Genomic DNA, 15,278 nt, shown 5'->3' with positions numbered 1-15,278 from the left:
CTGCCAGATTGCTTGCGTGGGCACTCCGGGCGAGTTCGCACCGGAGTGCCTCACTCAGCTGGTGCAGACTCTGTAGCGTCAAATGAAACAGCTTTCCCGGAGATCGAGAAGCGCCGGCCTACATGATCTGGTTGCTGTTCGAGGGCGTCCATGAGGCATCGATTGTGTTGCTTCGTCGCGGAAGTTTCGTCGCAAATTCCTTACTGGAGATTGTGTGTTGTCGTAGGAACCCATGAACGGGAGGATGGCCGCCGAGCGCCAAGGCCCTTTCACCCGCATCGTTTCACGACCACGCATCCCTCCGATCACCGGCCACCAGACATCACGCTCTATCGCGTGCCGCAGAGCATTTCGCGTTTTCCGGCAAAACCCGGCCGGCGTTCGACGGCAAAGCCTGTGGCCGAGAGGTTGCGGCGGACGAAGCCGGCTGCGGCATAGGTGGCGAAGCTGCCGCCCTCTCTTGTGCGGTCGAACAGGGCCTGCATCAATTCCGGCGACCACATGGCAGCCCATCGTGGCGTCTTGTGTTGTGTTCCCGTATAGATTTCTCGGTTCTACGTTCGGCCCGATTTCATTTAGGAATGCCGCCTTGAGATTCTTCGCCGCTCTGTTCTTCGTTATCCCTGTGTCAGCGGCAATGGCTCAGAATCTGCCGGGACCGCCTCCTTGGGTATGCCAGGTGGAGCAGGTGTGCAACGGTGCCGACACATGCATTTGGCTATACGCATTTCCGATGTCGTTTAAACTCACTCAGGTCGACGCTGATACGAGAATGTACCGTGTTGAGTCGCATGAGGGTTATAAGGGAGTCGCATTGGAGCTTCCCAGCTTGCAAGACGTAGCGCATTTTGCCGAAACCTACAGCGTAGCCAATGATCCACCTCCGCTGATCCTAACCAGGACGAACAGGATTGCTGACGCACATGGTTTCTGGCTGCGGTTCCTTTCGAGACGCGAAAGTCGTCAGCTCACAATAGGAGAAGAAAAAATGCTTGTGAGCTGCAGTAGCGTTCGCTGAGAGCAGCTGGAAGCGAGAGTGATGGCGTTGTGCAGTCATCGCAAAGCGCCAAGGCCCTTTCCCCCGCATCGTTTCACGACCACGCATCCCTCCGATCACCGGCCACCAGACATCACGCTCTATCGCGTGCCGCAGAGCATTTCGCGTTTTCCGGCAAAACCCGGCCGGCGTTCGACGGCAAAGCCTGTGGCCGAGAGGTTGCGGCGGACGAAGCCGGCTGCGGCATAGGTGGCGAAGCTGCCGCCCTCCCTGGTGCGGGCGAACAGGGCCTGCATCAGCTCCGGCGACCACATGGCGGGATTGCGCGACGGGGCAAAGCCATCGAGGAACCAGGCGTCGAAATCCGGTGTGGCTGCTGAAACGCCGTCGAGCGCTGCGCCGCAGACGACGGTGAGGCGGGTTCTGTCATCGAGGTCGAGCACGACATGGCCTGCCGGCTCATCCGGCCATGCGGCGGCGAGCGCCTGCCGTTCGGCGTCGATTTCCGGCCAGCGGGCAAGCGCCCGGTCGATCTCGTCGCGCTTCATTGGGAAGAGTTCGAAGGAAGTGAAGTGGAGGCGGGTGGCGGGCGTCAGGTCTTCGCTGCGGCCAAGCTTCCACTGGCGCCAGGTCTCGCAGAGGTTCAGCCCGGTGCCGAAGCCGAGTTCGCCGATGCGGAAGGTGGCGCCGGGCGAAAGTGTCGTCCAGCGGTCGGGCAATCCGTTTCCTGAAAGGAATACGTGGCCGCATTCCAGCCGGCCATCGGTGCGGCAATAAAAGTGATCGCCAAATTCCTGCGAGTACGGCATATCGCCGTCATGCCAGTCGAGGGTCTGGGCCGTCGGGTCCGTATGGGCCGATGGCTCAAGGTTTTGCGTGTTCAATTCGGGATCGTGCTCGCTCATGACAAATGCGGATAATCCGACCGGTGCCTTCGGTCAATCTTCGGCAGTATCGCAGGCTGGCGCAGCATTGCCGAAATCGGCCGATCTCGTCATCGTCGGCGGCGGCATCATGGGTCTGTGGGCGGCGGTGAAGGCCGAGCGGCTCGGCATGTCCACGGTGCTTGTCGAGGCCGGGCGTCTCGGCGAGGGCGCCAGCGGCGGGCTGCTCGGCGCGCTGATGCCGCATATGCCGGACAAGTGGAACGACAAGAAGCAGTTCCAGTTCGACGCGCTCCTGTCGCTGGAGGACGAGGTTGCCGCAATCGAGGCCCAGACCGGGCTTTCCTGCGGCTATCGCCGCTCGGGCCGGCTGATTCCGCTGCCGAAGCCGCATCTGCGGGTGATCGCCGCCCGCCACAACGAAGATGCCTCCATCCACTGGCGTCAGGCGGGTGAAAGCGAGGTGGATGGAGGCGAGACCGGCACGCGGAGGTTCCGCTGGGATGTCCTCGACCAATCGCCATATGCCGGCTGGCCGGATGCGTCCTTCCTTGAAGCCGGTCTCGTGCACGACACGTTTGCGGCACGGGTTTCGCCGCGCAAGCTGACGGCGGCGCTCGCCGCCCTGCTGCGTGGCGCCAAGCATGTGGCGATCGCCGAGAACTGCGAGGTGTCGCGCATCGATGCTGCCGCCGGCAGGGTCGAGTTTTCCCATGGCGGCAGCATGGGTTTTAGCCGCTGCATCGTGTCGGCCGGGCATCGGGCCTTTCCGCTGATCGAGGCGTTCTCGAAGCCGCTTCTCCAGCCGCTCGGCCAGCCGGTCAAGGGGCAGGCGGCGCTGCTGCGGGCTGGCATGGATCCCGGCCTGCCGCTTCTCTATCTCAACGGGCTCTATCTGGTGCCGCATGACAATGGCGATGTGGCGCTCGGCAGCACCAGCGAGGATGCGTTCGACGATCCGTTCTCGACCGACGGCCAGCTCGACGATCTGGTGGAGCGCGCCCGTGCGCTGGTGCCGGCGCTTGCCGGGGTGCCGGTGGTGGAGCGCTGGGCGGGCCTGAGGCCCAAGGCGATCGATCGCGACCCGATGGTCGGTCCGCATCCGGACCACGCCAACGTGATCGCGCTCGGCGGCGGCTTCAAGGTCAGTTTCGGGGTGGCGCATCTTCTGGCGGATGCGGCGCTTGAAGCCGTTCTCGGCCGGGCGATGGGGGTTCCGCCGTCGTTTTCACTCGTAAACCATATGAGTGTCGCCTCCCGCTAAAGCACGTCGCGATCTTTCAGATTCGCTTGCTGTGCTTTAGCTCTTCCTTTTTGCGCATGTCTTTATCCCGAAACCGGTCGCCACTTTCGGGAGGCATGCTGTAAACGCGCATTTCACCGGCTTCTCGTCGTCAATCTGTCACGCAAATCACTTAGGTCCCTGCGTCGGGGACTGAATAAGCAAATGCGTAAATAAACAGGGCGTTTGACAGGGATGCACGAGAAGGTGACGCATGCGCTATGCCATATATTTCACGCCGCCTGCCCATGATGCACTGACGCTTGCCGCGTCTCAATGGCTCGGCCGCAATGCCTTTTCCGGAGAGTTCGTCGAACCGCCGGCCATTCGCGGGATCGGGCTGCACGAGATCGCGTTCCACACTGCCATCCCCCGCCGCAGCGGCTTTCACGCGACCTTGAAGGCGCCGTTCAAGCTTGCACCGGACATCAGCGAACCGATGCTGCTTCGCCACCTGATGCGCTTTGCCGGGTCGCACGAGCCGTTCCGGCTGCCGGCGCTCGAAGTGGCAAGGCTCGGCAATTTCCTCGGACTTGCGCCGGAGAGCCATTGCGAGCAGATGCGGCTCTTTGCCTGCGCCGTGGTGCAGGAATTCGACGTGTTTCGCGCACCGCTGTCGGATGCGGAGCTGGAACGGGGCGATCCGGGCGATCTCTCTGCGCCGCAATTTTCCAATCTCTACCGCTGGGGCCATCCTTACGTGATGGACGAATTCCGCTTCCACATGGCGCTGACCGGGCCGCTTCTGGCAAAGGACAGTATGGCGATCGAGCCGGCGCTGCGGGATTATTTCGTGCCCTATGTGGCAAAGCCGGTGGAGATCGCCAATCTCGCGCTGTTCGTCGAGGAGGAGCCGGGCGCACCGCTGCAGGTTCATTCCCTGCACCCGATGGGCCGCGTGGCGGCCCGCAAGATCGCCTGAGCCGAAAGGCTCGCGGGTTCAGGTTGCGCGATCCTGCTGCGGCGGAGAAAAGAGCAGCTTGACGAAGGTGCGATAGCCGAGAATCTGGCGCTCCAGATGGGTCGGGTCGCCGAGCACCTTGGACATGATGATGGCGCCGTCGAAGGTGCAGGAGAGCATGTTGGCGAGATCCTTGAGGTCGACCGGTTCCTGCGGCGGATGCACGGCGGCGATATCTTCCAGGTAGCCGAGAAACCGGCGGTTCCAGGACGACACCGAGCTGGCATTCAGCCTATGGACCTCGCGGTCGAAAAGCCGTTCCTGATAACAGATCGAGGCGATGACGCAGCCGGGATGGACGCCCGGCAGGTCGCGGGTCAGTTCCGACAAAAGTTTGAGCCCGATCAGGAAGGCCTGCAGCGGATCATCGGCCAGCTCGCGGCCGCGGCCGAAGATCTCGTCAAAGATACGGTCGTTCTCGGCTACGTAGCGGCGCAGCATTTCGCGTGCAAGCTCGCTCTTGTCCCGGAAATGATAGAAGAAGCCGCTTTTGGTAATGCCCGCCTCGGCGATGACTTCCTCGATCGAGGTGGCGCCGAAGCCCTTGGAGAGCACCGATATGCGGGCGACTTCAAGGATACGCTCGCGGGTTGCCTCGCCCTTGGTCGGCGTGCGGCCACAGGAAAACTGCACCGGCGGTACGGTTTTCAGTCCGTCCATGCCTTGGCAGGCCAGGTCCTCGGTCCTTCGGGACATGCTATCCCCCTGAGCGATCTCCGGTTTTGGTTATCTGCGCCGGCTGTACCGCAAGCCGCGTAGATCGAAAGCCCCACCTGACGCACAACAATCGGCAGGCGACGATCCGTCAGGCTTTCGGCCCGGACGTGCATTTTTGTACCGAAACGATCATATCACAGGAGATGACGATGAAAAACGATCGCCAGAGCCTGCCGCATCCGGGGGAGGCGATCTTTCTGACCGATGGCGGGCTGGAAACCACGCTGATCTTTCACCGCGGGCTGGACCTGCCTCATTTCGCATCCTTTCCGCTGATCGACGACGAGGCGGGGCGTGCGGAACTCGATGCCTATTACGGGACCTATCTTTCGATCGCCCGCGACAAGGGGTGCGGCTTCGTGCTCGATACGCCGACCTGGCGGGCCAATCCCGACTGGGCGGCAAAGCTCGGCTACGACCTCGCGTCACTTCGGGCGATCAATATCCGTTCCGTCGATTATATCGCCGGGCTGCGGGAGAAATGGCGGAAGCCAGGTATGCCCATCCTGCTCAACGGGGTGATCGGTCCGCGCGGCGACGCCTATCAGCAGGGGCAGATGTCCGTCGCCGAGGCCGAGGACTATCACGCCCACCAGATCGGTGCCTTTGCCGAGACGCCGGTGGACATGTTGAGCGCGGTGACGCTCAACACGACCGAGGAGGCGATCGGCGTTACGCGGGCGGCGAAGGCTGTCGGACTGCCGGTCGTGATCTCGTTCACGGTCGAGACCGATGGCAGGCTCGCCGGCGGCATGCCGCTGCGCGAGGCGATCGAGACGACCGACGGAATGACCGATAACGGCCCCGCCTATTACATGATCAACTGTGCCCATCCCGTTCATTTCGAAGGGATTCTTGCCGATAGCGAGGGCTGGCAGGAGAGGATCGGCGGATTGCGGGCCAATGCTTCATCGAAGAGCCATGCGGAACTCGACGAGGCGACGGAAATCGATATCGGCGATCCCGAGGATCTCGGACGGCGCTACCGCAGCCTGACCCTGCGCCATCCGTCGATCTCAGTGCTTGGCGGTTGCTGCGGCACCGATCACCGGCATGTGGCGGCGATCTGCGAGGCCTGCATGCCGCGTGCGGCGGCGGAGTGAAAGGGTACGGCGTCGATCCCGGCAAGGGTGTTCGGCAGCCGCGGCGCGATGACATGCCCGGCCGGCTGCGTTGCGCAAGTTTGCATCTCGACATCTGCGGAAGCGGTGCGCTACCGTTGCCGCAGATATTCGAGGTGGAACATGCCGATAACGATAAAAGACTACCCGCGCGATCTCGTCGGCTACGGCCGCAACAGTCCCGATCCGAAATGGCCGGGCGGGGCGAATGTCGCGGTGCAGTTCGTCATCAATTACGAGGAGGGCGGCGAGAGTTCGATCATGGACGGCGATCCGGCGTCGGAGAACCTCCTGTCGGAAATCGTCGGCGCGGCGCCCTGGCCGGGGCAGCGCAACCTCAACATGGAATCGATCTACGAATACGGTTCGCGCGCCGGTTTCTGGCGGCTGTTCCGGCTGTTCACCGAATTGAAGATGCAGTGCACGGTCTATGGCGTGACGCTGGCCATGGCGCGCAACCCGGAAGCGGTGGCGGCGATGAAGGAGGCCGGCTGGGAGATTGCCAGCCACGGCTATCGCTGGCTGGAATACAAGGATTTTCCGATCGAGCGCGAGCGCGAGCATATTCTCGAGGCGGTGCGGCTGCATACGGAGCTTGTCGGCGAGCGGCCCTATGGCATGTACCAAGGCAAGCCTTCGGACAACACGCTGAAGCTGGTGATGGAGGAGGGCGGCTTCCTCTATTCCTCCGACAGCTATGCCGACGATCTGCCCTATTGGGTGCCGGGGCCGGAGGGCAAACGGTTCCTGATCATTCCCTATACACTCGAGACCAACGACATGCGGTTTGCCACGCCGCAGGGTTTCAATTCGGGCGACCAGTTCTTCACCTATCTCAAGGACGCATTCGATACGCTCTACCGCGAAGGGCAGGAGGGCAGCGCGAAAATGATGTCGGTCGGCCTGCATTGCCGGCTTGTCGGGCGTCCGGGCCGCGTCGCCGCGCTGCGTCGCTTCATGGAATATGTGCTCTCCCACGACAAGGTCTGGGTGCCGCAGCGCATCGAGATCGCCAAACACTGGCACGCGCATCATCAGCCGATGGTGTCCGCATGAGTGCACGAGAGGATTTCATCGCAGCCTTTGGCGGCGTGTTCGAACACTCGCCCTTCATTGCCGAGCGTGCCTATGATGCCGGGCTGATCCTGGTGCCGCTGACGGCGAAGGGCGTTCATGCGGCCATGGCGTCCGAGTTCCGCAAGGCAAGCCGCGAGGAGCGGCTTGGCGTGCTCAATGCCCATCCCGATCTCGCCGGCAAGCTGGCGGTTGCGGGAGAATTGACGGAAGACAGCAAAAAGGAACAGGCCGGTGCCGGTCTCGACCGGCTGAGCGCCGACGAACATGGCCGGTTCACGCTGCTCAACAGCGCCTATGTGACGAAATTCGGCTTTCCCTTCATCATCGCGGTGAAGGGGCTCGGCAAGGACGATATTCTTGCCGCCTTCGAGACGCGGATCTCCAACAATGCCGACGAGGAGTTTTCCACCGCCTGCGCCCAGGTGGAGCGGATCGCGCTGCTGAGGCTCTCGGCCCTGCTGCCGCAGGGCTAGGGGTGTCTGCTTTCCTCGTGTGGTGCTCTCGCCTATAGTGGTGGGAGCAGGAGTGATGCCGATGCGACCATCGGAAGTGCTTGAAAGGAACCGGGAGGCGATCCGCGAAGCGACAAGACGCTTCAATGCGGCGAACCCGCGCGTTTTCGGTTCGGTGGCACGCGGCGAGGATGGGCCGGACAGCGATATCGACATTCTGGTCGATGCGCTGCCGGGGAGTACGCTTTTCAGTCTCGGTGGACTTCAATATGAACTCGAGCAGATGTTCGCCGGCATCAAGGTGGATCTGCTGACGCCGGGTGACTTGCCGGAAATGATCAGATCGCGCGTGCTTTCCGAGGCCAAGCCTCTATGAAGGACAGGACACGTCTGTATCTCCATCAGATGCATAGTGCCGGCGCGGATGCGTGCAGGTTTGTTCAGGGCATGGACCGCGAAGCATTCCTGGATAACCTGCTTGTGCAACGTGGCGTCGGGATGAGCATCCTCATGCTCGGCGAGGCCGTCGTTCGAATGGCCAGGGAAAATCCCGAGTTTCTTGCAGATCACCCGGAGGTCCCATGGTCGCAGATACAGGGGCTCCGCAATCGCATCGCACATGGCTATTTCGAGATAGATCTCGGCATCGTGTGGGAAACGGTGCAGGTGGCCATTCCCGAATTTCTTGAGAAACTTCAGACTGTTGTCGACTGGCATGCGCAAGGCGAATGAATTGACCGATTTCCTCCCGATCCTGCCCCTCAGCAAATCCGCCTTCGCTCCCTATGGCGATGTCATCGAGGCCGATCCCACGACGATGCGGTTGATCAACAACGGCACGACGGAGCGCTATCACGGCCTGGCCGAGCCGGTTGTGGTCGGCGAGCCGGAGCGGCTGATCTTCAATATCTTCCGCGGCCAGCAGCGGCAGTTTCCCTATGAGGTCGGGATGATGGAGCGGCATCCTTTCGGCAGCCAGAGTTTCGTGCCGCTTTCGGGGCGGCCGTTTCTCGTCGGTGTGTCGGATGACGAAGAGGGCGGGCCGGGGCGGCCGAAAATATTCCTTGCGGCTGCCGGTCAGGGTGTGAATTATTTCCCCAATGTCTGGCACCATCCGCTGATGGCGCTCGGCGCGGTCAGCGATTTTCTCGTCGTTGACCGGGACAATACCGCTGCCAATCTCGAAGAGTTCTTCTTCGATACACCCTACATGATCGCCACCCCCGATATCACGGAGCCCAAGCCATGACCGGCCTTACTACCCATGTGCTCGATACGGCCACCGGCAAGCCGGCCGAAGGGCTGAAGATCGATCTCTACAGGATCGACGGCGACGGGCGAGCGATGATCAAGACGGTGACGACCAATGCAGACGGGCGCGTCGATGGCGGGCCGATTTTGATCGGCGACAGTTTCATCGCCGGAACCTATGAGCTTGTCTTCCATGCCGGCGATTATCTGCGGCAGAGCGGCGTTACGCTCACCGATCCGGCTTTCCTCGATGTCATCCCGCTGCGTTTCGGCATTTCTGACGTCAGCGCGCATTACCATGTGCCGCTGCTTCTTTCGCCCTACAGCTATTCCACCTACAGGGGCAGCTGATGCGGTTTGCTGTCATCGCCGATATTCACGGGAATTGCGCGGCACTTCAGGCGGTGCTTGATGATATCGCTGCACTCGGCATTCGCGACATCGTCAATCTCGGCGACTGTTTCAGCGGGCCGCTGGAGGCCGATCGCACCGGCGATCTGCTGCTTTTGATGGACATGACGGGGTCGCAGACGGTGCGCGGCAATCATGACCGCTACCTGATCGAGAGCGATGCCGATCAGTTGCAGGGTTCCGACCTGATCGCCCATCGGCAGCTGGCGCCGCGGCATTTCGACTGGCTGCGCAAGCTTCAATTCAGCATGGTCTGGCGCGAGGAGGTGTTCGTCTGCCATGCGACGCCGAAGGACGACAATCTCTACTGGCTGGAGACGGTCTCGGCGCAGGGCCATGTGACGATCCGGCCGCAGGACGAGATCGAGGCTCTGGCTTCCGGCATCGCGCAGCCGCTGATCCTGTGCGGCCACAGCCATATCGCCCGCATGGTGACGCTCGAAGACGGGCGGCTGATCGTCAATCCCGGCAGCGTCGGCTGCCCCGCCTATTTCGACGATGCGCCGGTCTATCACACGGTGGAAACCGGCCATGCGATGGCGAGCTATGCGGTCATCGAGAAAACCGAAAAGGGTTTCGTGCCGACCTTCCGCAATGTCGCCTATGACCATATGGCAATGTCGAGGCTGGCGGTGAAGAACGGCCGGCCCGGATGGGCCAAGCCGCTGGCGACCGGGCGGGTGTGAGGGTTCTGTTCCTCAATGGACAGATTTTCGGACATGTACTATATATCGTACATGTCTATCGGAGGTCTGTATGCGCACGGTGATGTTTTCCCAAGCTCGTCAAGAACTCGCCAGCTTGCTGGACGAGGTTTCCAATGACCGCACCGCCGTCGAGATCATGAGGCGGGACAAGCCCTCTGTCATCCTGATCGACAAGGATGAATATGAGGGAATGATGGAGACGCTTCACCTGATGTCGACACCGGCCAATGCCACGCGACTGATGGATGCGCTGGCTGAAGCCAAAGCAGGTGAAAATCTCGTCTATCATGATCTGATCGACCCTGAGGAGTGACATCCTGTTATGTTGCTGGTCTGGAACGGACGCGGATGGGAAGACTATCTTTACTGGCAAGACCACGACAGAAAGATGCTCGCGAGAGTGAATGAAGTTTTGCGAGATACGATGCGACATCCTTTTGAGGGGCTGGGAAAACCGGAGCCTCTGCGAGGCCAGCTGAAAGGGACATGGTCCCGGCGGATATCGCAGGAACATCGATTGATCTACTATGTCGAAGGGCAGGGAGAACGTCAGATGCTTGTCATTCTCCAATGCCGTTTCCACTACTGAAATCCAGTCGGAAACCATTCCGCAAGGCTTGGCCACGATACTCCCGTCTGAACTGACAGGAGATGATTCCATGGCCCAAGCGCGCGCGAAAACCGGAACGAAACGCAAGAGCACCAAGCGTGCACCTGCACGGTCGGGCTCCTCGCTCCTGCCGTGGATGGTGGCGCTGGTGGCCGTCGGTGGCGGGATCGCGGCTTACGACAATTTCGCCCCGGCCCGCCGGTTCGTCGCCAGGCTGACGGCGGAGAAGCCGGAGCATACGGCTGTCCGCGAGCGCGAGCATGAGCGGACGGCTGCCGCAAAGCCGCAGCAGGAAGGCACCGTCTTCCGCCTGCCGACGCCCGTGCCGCCGCGTCCCGTCGGGCCGCCCGACCAGACGCGAACGGCGGCGATCATTCCGCCGGCGCCGGTCGGCAAGCCGGGGATCGAGGTGGCCGCATTGTCTGCCGCCACGCCGAAATCGGCCGAGGCAATGGCCGGTGCCTATCAGGCGAAATTCTTCCTGTGCGGTTCGGCCAAGCAGGACGATTGCGTCGTGACCGCCGACCGTTTCGTCGTCCATGGCCAGAAGATAAGGCTGGTCGGCGTCGAGGTGCCGGATATCAACAAGCCGCATTGCGAGGCGGAACGGATCAAGGCGAGCGACGCCAAGCTCAGGGTGCGTGCCTTTCTCGATTCCGGCCCGTTCGATCTGGTGAGCTGGAAGGGCAATGATGCCGAGGTCGATGGCCATGAGCTGCGCGACATTACCCGCAATGGCCGCTCGCTTTCCGATATTCTGGTCAATGAGGGGCTGGCCAAGCGCCCCGGTGCGGGCAAAAACGGCTGGTGCGGCTGAGCGGTTTACCGCGGGTGAGCGGATGGCAGCAATTGTCGGCATCGGGCGCCGGATCGCGACGATTGCGCGCAGCCCCCGAATTCGCCATTGCATGCCTTTAAATTGGCCAAGTCTTTGGTCGTTGTCTCGGCGCGCTCACTCATCGCCGCGATGTCCATTCCTGCCAGATGACGCGGGTGCTCTCGAACAAAAAGAGTTTCTACCGCGATGCTTCAACGGCGATGGCACCAGCCCGCCGATCCATGGAGGCCTTGGCATGAGCAATGACACCATCACCCTCGATGACGAAGACGACTACAAGATCGTCGATTTCGACACCGGCAATGGCGAAACCGCTGCCGTGGAGATGGACGCCTATTCCGAGAGTATCGAGCAGGCCAAGGCTAAGTCGGTGCGGCTGGTCGATGCGGTGACCGGCGCGCAGCTGAAGCGCAAGGATGCGATCCGCGTCGACGACCTGCGACCGGCACTGGTCGACTATCTAAGAAACCAGCATCCGAACCTGCATGCCGACGATTACGTCAATCGCCGGACCGTCGACGATATCCGCGGCCGTTATATTTCGGAGCTTCTGAAGGACGAACGCGGCGAGCTATCCTCGCTCGAGGACGAAGTCGTCGAGAGCCTCAGGACGCATGACACGCTGGCGGAGAATGTCGAGGACGAATATGACGACCACCGCAGCTTTGGTGACCGTGTCGCCGATGGCGTCGCGATCTTCGGCGGAAGCTGGACCTTCATCATCGGCTTCTTCGCCTTCCTCGCCATCTGGATGGGTGCCAATATCATCCTCGGGCAGCAGGAAGCCTTCGATGCCTATCCGTTCATCCTGCTCAATCTCGTGCTGTCGACGATTGCCGCCTTCCAGGCGCCGGTGATCATGATGAGCCAGCGCCGGCAGGAGGCCAAGGATCGCCTGAGGGCGCTCAACGACTACAAGGTCAACCTCAAGGCCGAGCTGGAAATAAGGCACCTGCATGAAAAGGTCGACCATCTGCTCAACCGCCAGTGGGAACGGCTGACGGAAATCCAGCAGGTGCAGATCGAAATGATGAACGACCAGGCAAAGGCCGCCAAGCGGATGCTGAAGGCGGCGCGCCCGGTGGTGAAGGCCGCCCGCAGGGCCAAGGCTGCCAAGCCGAAGGCCGCCAAGGCGGAAACGGCGAAATCGGAAACGGCAAAGCCCGCCGCCGCAAAGCCGGCAGCGGTCAAGCCGGCCGAATGAGGGCTAGAGCCTGAACGTGAGCTGACGGTATTCCGGCGGACGCCGGCATGCCTTGCCGATCGCCATCGTCGTGCAGAGGACTGTGCGATCTATCCGAAAAAAGGAATGGCGCGGGCTATGATGTTCAGAAACATGCCGAGCAGCCCAAAGCAGACTGCCCATGTGGGAACCAGGGTGCTGAATTCTATCAGGTCACCGGCCTGATTTCTCAGGAGGTCGATTTCGACTTTCGCGGTCTGACGCTGTTGTGGGGCAAGTGACGGCATTGCTGCCTCCTTGCGTTCTGCCCGGTCGCTCTTCCATCTGGCCAGCAGAATGCGATAGGCGGCGCGCACCGTCGGGACCGCCACCAGAAGCGTCGACAGCATCAGAACGACGTCGAGCCTGTTCATCGCTTGGAGAAGTGCAGATCAAGGTCCATACCCATCGCCTCGGCGAGCGCAACCAGCGTCCAGAGCTCAGGGCCGGATGTGCGCTTGCCCTTGGCGATGTTGGAGAGAAGCGAGACGTCGAAACCCGACCGGCGCGCCACTTCACGCATCGACATGCCGCTTTCCGCCAGCATGGCGCGCAGAACGCGCGAGCCGATGGTCGAGGCGATTTCCTTGCCCGCCAGCGTCAGGACCTCCTTGCGGTCCTTGTCGCCCAACACTTCGATATTCGGGGTTTCGAGCGAGACGGAGCGCGCCCGAGCCGGCGTCGCCGAGACCTTGCCAGCCACCATCTCCTGATTTTCCTCGGCAGTGCCGTTCTTTTTCTGCAAAACCGTAGGCATGGTGGTCACCATCCGGATAGCGTTGTTCTGTAGCACAACAGGTAGGGTGAAGTCCCGTGTGTGTCAAGAGGTGGATGTTGTTGTCTGAAACAACAGATCTGTTGGTCAAGAGTGCGGAGCAATGGCATCGGCGGCGGCTTCCATCACGATCTTGAGATGGCTGTCGAATTCGGAGGCCGAGGTCGTGATCTTGCCGAAGGGGCCTGACAGCCGGGCATCGTTCATCGCCCGCAAAATCACCAGACACGGTTGTCCGCCCGGTTCAACATAGCCGGCCAGCAGGGAAAGGCCCAGCCGGGAGTAGTGAAACACTGCGAGATAGGCTTCCGGCTGTTCTGCGGCGAATTTGCTCTTCGCCGGGATGCGGGTCAACGCCCTGAAATTCACCAGCAGATCGGCCAGGCTTTCGGGCCGATAATAGGCGCGGGTGTTGACTGGTTCTTCGAGAACATCCGCGCGCAGATGGCTTGTGCCAGCGCTACCCTGCATGTCGCGCGACAGGCGGGCGAGGACTGCCTGCAGGGCGATCCGGGGCGTTGCTGCCTTCTGCTTTTCGAGCTTGTTGCGTCCCGGGCGCTCGCCGAGATCGGCAAGCAGGCTTTCGGTGAAGACAATCAGAACCTTGTTCATCCGGTTGCCTCGTGAACGCGCATGAAAGGATAGGGCCGAGCGCCCCGCTGCCTGATCTGACGCGAGGGGAGCGTGCCATTCGCGGCGCCGCTCCATCCCGGTAAACCGGTTTGCAGGTGTTCGGAGATCAGAACGGCGAGGAGGCGATGATGTTCTTGCCGCAATCCTTGATGTCGCGCTTGCCGCAAAGCGCCATGGTGATGTCCATCTCCTTGCGGATGATGTCGAGCGCCGTCGTCACGCCCTCCTTGCCCATGGCACCGAGGCCATAGAGGAAGGGGCGGCCGATATAGGTGCCCTTGGCGCCGAGTGCCACGGCCTTCAGCACGTCCTGACCGGAACGGATGCCGCCATCCATATGCACTTCGAGCCGATCACCGACGGCCTCGACGATCTTCGGCAGCATGGAGATGGAGGAGGGGGCGCCGTCGAGCTGGCGGCCGCCATGGTTGGAGACGATCAGCGCATCGGCGCCGGTATCGGCGGCGGCGCGAGCGTCTTCCTCATCCAGTATGCCCTTGATGATCAGCTTGCCGCCCCACAGATCCTTGATCCAGCGGATATCGTCCCAGGAAAGGCGCGGGTCGAACTGTTCGGCGGTCCAGGCCGAGAGCGAGGAGAGGTCGGAGACATTGCTGGCATGGCCGACGATATTGCCGAAGCCGCGGCGCTTGGTCTGCAGCATTTCCATGCACCAGAAGGGCTTGGTGGCAAGCTGCAGGGCGCTGTTCAGCGTCCATTTCGGCGGGGCGGAGAGGCCGTTGCGCAGGTCCTTGTGGCGCTGGCCCAGGATCTGCAGGTCGGCGGTGACGACGAGGGCAGAGCAGCCGGCGGCCTTGGCACGGCCGATCAACCGCTCGATGAAGCCGCGGTCCTTCATCACGTAAAGCTGGAACCAGAAGGGTTTGGAGGTTACCGATTTCACATCCTCGATCGAGCATATGCTCATGGTCGACAGGGTGAAGGGCACGCCGAATTCTTCCGCAGCCTTTGCCGCCAGCATCTCGCCATCGGCATGCTGCATGCCGGTCAGGCCGGTCGGCGACAGCGCGACGGGCATGGCCACGTCCTGCCCGACCATGGTGGACGACAGCGAGCGGTTGGTCATATCGACCAGCACGCGCTGGCGCAGCTTGATCTTCGAAAAATCGTCCTCGTTGGCGCGGTAGGTGCCTTCCGTCCAGGCGCCGCTATCGGCATAATCGAAGAACATCTTCGGTACCCGGCGACGGGCCTTTGTCTTCAGATCGGCGATGGTCAACGGCTTGGACATGATGCGAATTTCCTCCTGAATGATGAAGGAGGCTTAGCACATCCGCGGCATGCTGCCACAGGAATGTTGCACTGCGTGCGGCATGTCG

The 15,278-nt window shown here is 61.7% G+C and carries 20 protein-coding genes and 1 pseudogene; 14 read left to right on the top strand and 7 right to left on the bottom strand.

What is annotated here, in order from left to right:
- Positions 1–329: 329 nt before the first annotated feature.
- Positions 330–503, bottom strand: a pseudogene (locus NCHU2750_RS12610) (MnmC family methyltransferase); the annotation flags it as partial.
- 634 nt (positions 504–1,137) lie between these two features.
- Entirely contained in the window at positions 1,138–1,902 is a 765-nt protein-coding gene (mnmC2, locus tag NCHU2750_RS12600) for a tRNA (5-methylaminomethyl-2-thiouridine)(34)-methyltransferase MnmC2 (RefSeq protein ID WP_162939612.1), read from the bottom strand.
- Here mnmC2 and NCHU2750_RS12595 point away from each other — a divergent pair.
- Together NCHU2750_RS12595 and NCHU2750_RS12590 are read left to right on the top strand one after the other, a co-directional pair.
- The gene (locus NCHU2750_RS12595; RefSeq protein ID WP_119940810.1) at positions 1,901–3,145 is read left to right on the top strand and encodes an NAD(P)/FAD-dependent oxidoreductase; all 1,245 of its coding nucleotides are present in this window, start codon (positions 1,901–1,903) and stop codon (positions 3,143–3,145) included. The genes mnmC2 and NCHU2750_RS12595 overlap by 2 nt on opposite strands.
- A 232-nt stretch (positions 3,146–3,377) precedes the next feature.
- Positions 3,378–4,085 (top strand): DUF1045 domain-containing protein, encoded by a 708-nt coding sequence (locus NCHU2750_RS12590; protein WP_119940809.1) that lies wholly within the window; start codon positions 3,378–3,380, stop codon positions 4,083–4,085.
- A gap of 18 nt (positions 4,086–4,103) precedes the next feature.
- On the opposite strand, the gene NCHU2750_RS12585 is transcribed toward NCHU2750_RS12590, so the two are convergent.
- The gene (locus NCHU2750_RS12585) at positions 4,104–4,784 is read right to left on the bottom strand and encodes a TetR/AcrR family transcriptional regulator (RefSeq protein ID WP_119943308.1); all 681 of its coding nucleotides are present in this window, start codon (positions 4,782–4,784) and stop codon (positions 4,104–4,106) included.
- A gap of 206 nt (positions 4,785–4,990) precedes the next feature.
- Between NCHU2750_RS12585 and NCHU2750_RS12580 the strand changes: the two genes are divergently transcribed.
- The 12 genes from NCHU2750_RS12580 to NCHU2750_RS12525 all read left to right on the top strand — a co-directional run bounded on the left by NCHU2750_RS12580 (position 4,991) and on the right by NCHU2750_RS12525 (position 12,512).
- The gene (locus NCHU2750_RS12580; protein WP_119940808.1) at positions 4,991–5,944 is read left to right on the top strand and encodes a homocysteine S-methyltransferase family protein; all 954 of its coding nucleotides are present in this window, start codon (positions 4,991–4,993) and stop codon (positions 5,942–5,944) included.
- Positions 5,945–6,085: 141 nt separating this feature from the next.
- Positions 6,086–7,018, top strand: coding sequence for an allantoinase PuuE (gene puuE, locus NCHU2750_RS12575; protein ID WP_502703790.1), 933 nt, complete (start codon positions 6,086–6,088; stop codon positions 7,016–7,018).
- The gene (uraD, locus tag NCHU2750_RS12570) at positions 7,015–7,512 is read left to right on the top strand and encodes a 2-oxo-4-hydroxy-4-carboxy-5-ureidoimidazoline decarboxylase (RefSeq protein WP_119940807.1); all 498 of its coding nucleotides are present in this window, start codon (positions 7,015–7,017) and stop codon (positions 7,510–7,512) included. The genes puuE and uraD overlap by 4 nt, the downstream gene beginning before the upstream one ends.
- A 61-nt stretch (positions 7,513–7,573) precedes the next feature.
- Positions 7,574–7,867, top strand: coding sequence for a nucleotidyltransferase family protein (locus tag NCHU2750_RS12565; RefSeq protein ID WP_119943303.1), 294 nt, complete (start codon positions 7,574–7,576; stop codon positions 7,865–7,867).
- Entirely contained in the window at positions 7,864–8,223 is a 360-nt protein-coding gene (locus tag NCHU2750_RS12560) for a HepT-like ribonuclease domain-containing protein (RefSeq protein WP_119940806.1), read from the top strand. Before NCHU2750_RS12565 ends, NCHU2750_RS12560 begins: the two co-directional genes overlap by 4 nt.
- Position 8,224: 1 nt before the next feature.
- Entirely contained in the window at positions 8,225–8,740 is a 516-nt protein-coding gene (locus tag NCHU2750_RS12555) for an ureidoglycolate lyase (RefSeq protein ID WP_119943301.1), read from the top strand.
- Positions 8,737–9,093: a hydroxyisourate hydrolase gene (gene uraH / locus NCHU2750_RS12550; RefSeq protein ID WP_119940805.1), complete on the top strand. Its 357-nt coding sequence runs from the start codon at positions 8,737–8,739 to the stop codon at positions 9,091–9,093. The genes NCHU2750_RS12555 and uraH overlap by 4 nt, the downstream gene beginning before the upstream one ends.
- The gene (locus tag NCHU2750_RS12545) at positions 9,093–9,839 is read left to right on the top strand and encodes a metallophosphoesterase family protein (protein WP_119940804.1); all 747 of its coding nucleotides are present in this window, start codon (positions 9,093–9,095) and stop codon (positions 9,837–9,839) included. The genes uraH and NCHU2750_RS12545 overlap by 1 nt, the downstream gene beginning before the upstream one ends.
- A 70-nt stretch (positions 9,840–9,909) precedes the next feature.
- Positions 9,910–10,173, top strand: coding sequence for a type II toxin-antitoxin system Phd/YefM family antitoxin (locus tag NCHU2750_RS12540; RefSeq protein WP_119940803.1), 264 nt, complete (start codon positions 9,910–9,912; stop codon positions 10,171–10,173).
- A gap of 9 nt (positions 10,174–10,182) precedes the next feature.
- Complete coding sequence (locus NCHU2750_RS12535) at positions 10,183–10,449, top strand: Txe/YoeB family addiction module toxin (RefSeq protein WP_119940802.1); 267 nt, start codon at positions 10,183–10,185, stop codon at positions 10,447–10,449.
- 70 nt (positions 10,450–10,519) lie between these two features.
- Entirely contained in the window at positions 10,520–11,287 is a 768-nt protein-coding gene (locus NCHU2750_RS12530) for a hypothetical protein (RefSeq protein WP_119940801.1), read from the top strand.
- 256 nt (positions 11,288–11,543) lie between these two features.
- Positions 11,544–12,512: a DUF1003 domain-containing protein gene (locus NCHU2750_RS12525; protein ID WP_119940800.1), complete on the top strand. Its 969-nt coding sequence runs from the start codon at positions 11,544–11,546 to the stop codon at positions 12,510–12,512.
- Positions 12,513–12,601: 89 nt separating this feature from the next.
- On the opposite strand, the gene NCHU2750_RS12520 is transcribed toward NCHU2750_RS12525, so the two are convergent.
- The 4 genes from NCHU2750_RS12520 to NCHU2750_RS12505 all read right to left on the bottom strand — a co-directional run bounded on the left by NCHU2750_RS12520 (position 12,602) and on the right by NCHU2750_RS12505 (position 15,190).
- Positions 12,602–12,880, bottom strand: a complete 279-nt coding sequence (locus tag NCHU2750_RS12520) for a hypothetical protein (protein WP_162939611.1) — start codon at positions 12,878–12,880, stop codon at positions 12,602–12,604.
- Positions 12,881–12,900: 20 nt separating this feature from the next.
- A complete protein-coding gene (locus tag NCHU2750_RS12515; RefSeq protein ID WP_162939610.1) occupies positions 12,901–13,287 on the bottom strand; it encodes a helix-turn-helix domain-containing protein in 387 nt (128 codons plus the stop codon).
- 105 nt (positions 13,288–13,392) lie between these two features.
- Positions 13,393–13,917, bottom strand: a complete 525-nt coding sequence (locus NCHU2750_RS12510; protein WP_119940797.1) for a hypothetical protein — start codon at positions 13,915–13,917, stop codon at positions 13,393–13,395.
- Between the two features lie 127 nt (positions 13,918–14,044).
- Positions 14,045–15,190 carry an alpha-hydroxy acid oxidase gene (locus NCHU2750_RS12505; protein ID WP_119940796.1) on the bottom strand — a complete coding sequence of 382 codons (1,146 nt, stop codon included), beginning with the start codon at positions 15,188–15,190 and terminating at the stop codon, positions 14,045–14,047.
- Between the last annotated feature and the right edge of the window lie 88 nt (positions 15,191–15,278).

Origin of the sequence: Neorhizobium sp. NCHU2750, from assembly GCF_003597675.1 — a bacterium.
GTDB lineage: Bacteria > Pseudomonadota > Alphaproteobacteria > Rhizobiales > Rhizobiaceae > Neorhizobium.
This window is presented reverse-complemented; position numbering and strand designations above follow the sequence as displayed.

Excerpts from the sequence above, each read along its gene's own strand:
- NCHU2750_RS12595 (WP_119940810.1), top strand. The coding sequence starts at position 1,901 with ATGACAAATGCGGATAATCCGACCGGTGCCTTCGGTCAATCTTCGGCA.
- mnmC2 (WP_162939612.1), bottom strand. The coding sequence starts at position 1,902 with ATGAGCGAGCACGATCCCGAATTGAACACGCAAAACCTTGAGCCATCG.
- NCHU2750_RS12590 (WP_119940809.1), top strand. The coding sequence starts at position 3,378 with ATGCGCTATGCCATATATTTCACGCCGCCTGCCCATGATGCACTGACG.
- NCHU2750_RS12585 (WP_119943308.1), bottom strand. The coding sequence starts at position 4,784 with ATGGACGGACTGAAAACCGTACCGCCGGTGCAGTTTTCCTGTGGCCGC.
- NCHU2750_RS12580 (WP_119940808.1), top strand. The coding sequence starts at position 4,991 with ATGAAAAACGATCGCCAGAGCCTGCCGCATCCGGGGGAGGCGATCTTT.
- puuE (WP_502703790.1), top strand. The coding sequence starts at position 6,086 with ATGCCGATAACGATAAAAGACTACCCGCGCGATCTCGTCGGCTACGGC.
- uraD (WP_119940807.1), top strand. The coding sequence starts at position 7,015 with ATGAGTGCACGAGAGGATTTCATCGCAGCCTTTGGCGGCGTGTTCGAA.
- NCHU2750_RS12565 (WP_119943303.1), top strand. The coding sequence starts at position 7,574 with ATGCGACCATCGGAAGTGCTTGAAAGGAACCGGGAGGCGATCCGCGAA.
- NCHU2750_RS12560 (WP_119940806.1), top strand. The coding sequence starts at position 7,864 with ATGAAGGACAGGACACGTCTGTATCTCCATCAGATGCATAGTGCCGGC.
- uraH (WP_119940805.1), top strand. The coding sequence starts at position 8,737 with ATGACCGGCCTTACTACCCATGTGCTCGATACGGCCACCGGCAAGCCG.
- NCHU2750_RS12545 (WP_119940804.1), top strand. The coding sequence starts at position 9,093 with ATGCGGTTTGCTGTCATCGCCGATATTCACGGGAATTGCGCGGCACTT.
- NCHU2750_RS12540 (WP_119940803.1), top strand. The coding sequence starts at position 9,910 with ATGCGCACGGTGATGTTTTCCCAAGCTCGTCAAGAACTCGCCAGCTTG.
- NCHU2750_RS12535 (WP_119940802.1), top strand. The coding sequence starts at position 10,183 with ATGTTGCTGGTCTGGAACGGACGCGGATGGGAAGACTATCTTTACTGG.
- NCHU2750_RS12530 (WP_119940801.1), top strand. The coding sequence starts at position 10,520 with ATGGCCCAAGCGCGCGCGAAAACCGGAACGAAACGCAAGAGCACCAAG.
- NCHU2750_RS12525 (WP_119940800.1), top strand. The coding sequence starts at position 11,544 with ATGAGCAATGACACCATCACCCTCGATGACGAAGACGACTACAAGATC.
- NCHU2750_RS12520 (WP_162939611.1), bottom strand. The coding sequence starts at position 12,880 with ATGCTGTCGACGCTTCTGGTGGCGGTCCCGACGGTGCGCGCCGCCTAT.
- NCHU2750_RS12515 (WP_162939610.1), bottom strand. The coding sequence starts at position 13,287 with ATGCCTACGGTTTTGCAGAAAAAGAACGGCACTGCCGAGGAAAATCAG.
- NCHU2750_RS12510 (WP_119940797.1), bottom strand. The coding sequence starts at position 13,917 with ATGAACAAGGTTCTGATTGTCTTCACCGAAAGCCTGCTTGCCGATCTC.
- NCHU2750_RS12505 (WP_119940796.1), bottom strand. The coding sequence starts at position 15,190 with ATGTCCAAGCCGTTGACCATCGCCGATCTGAAGACAAAGGCCCGTCGC.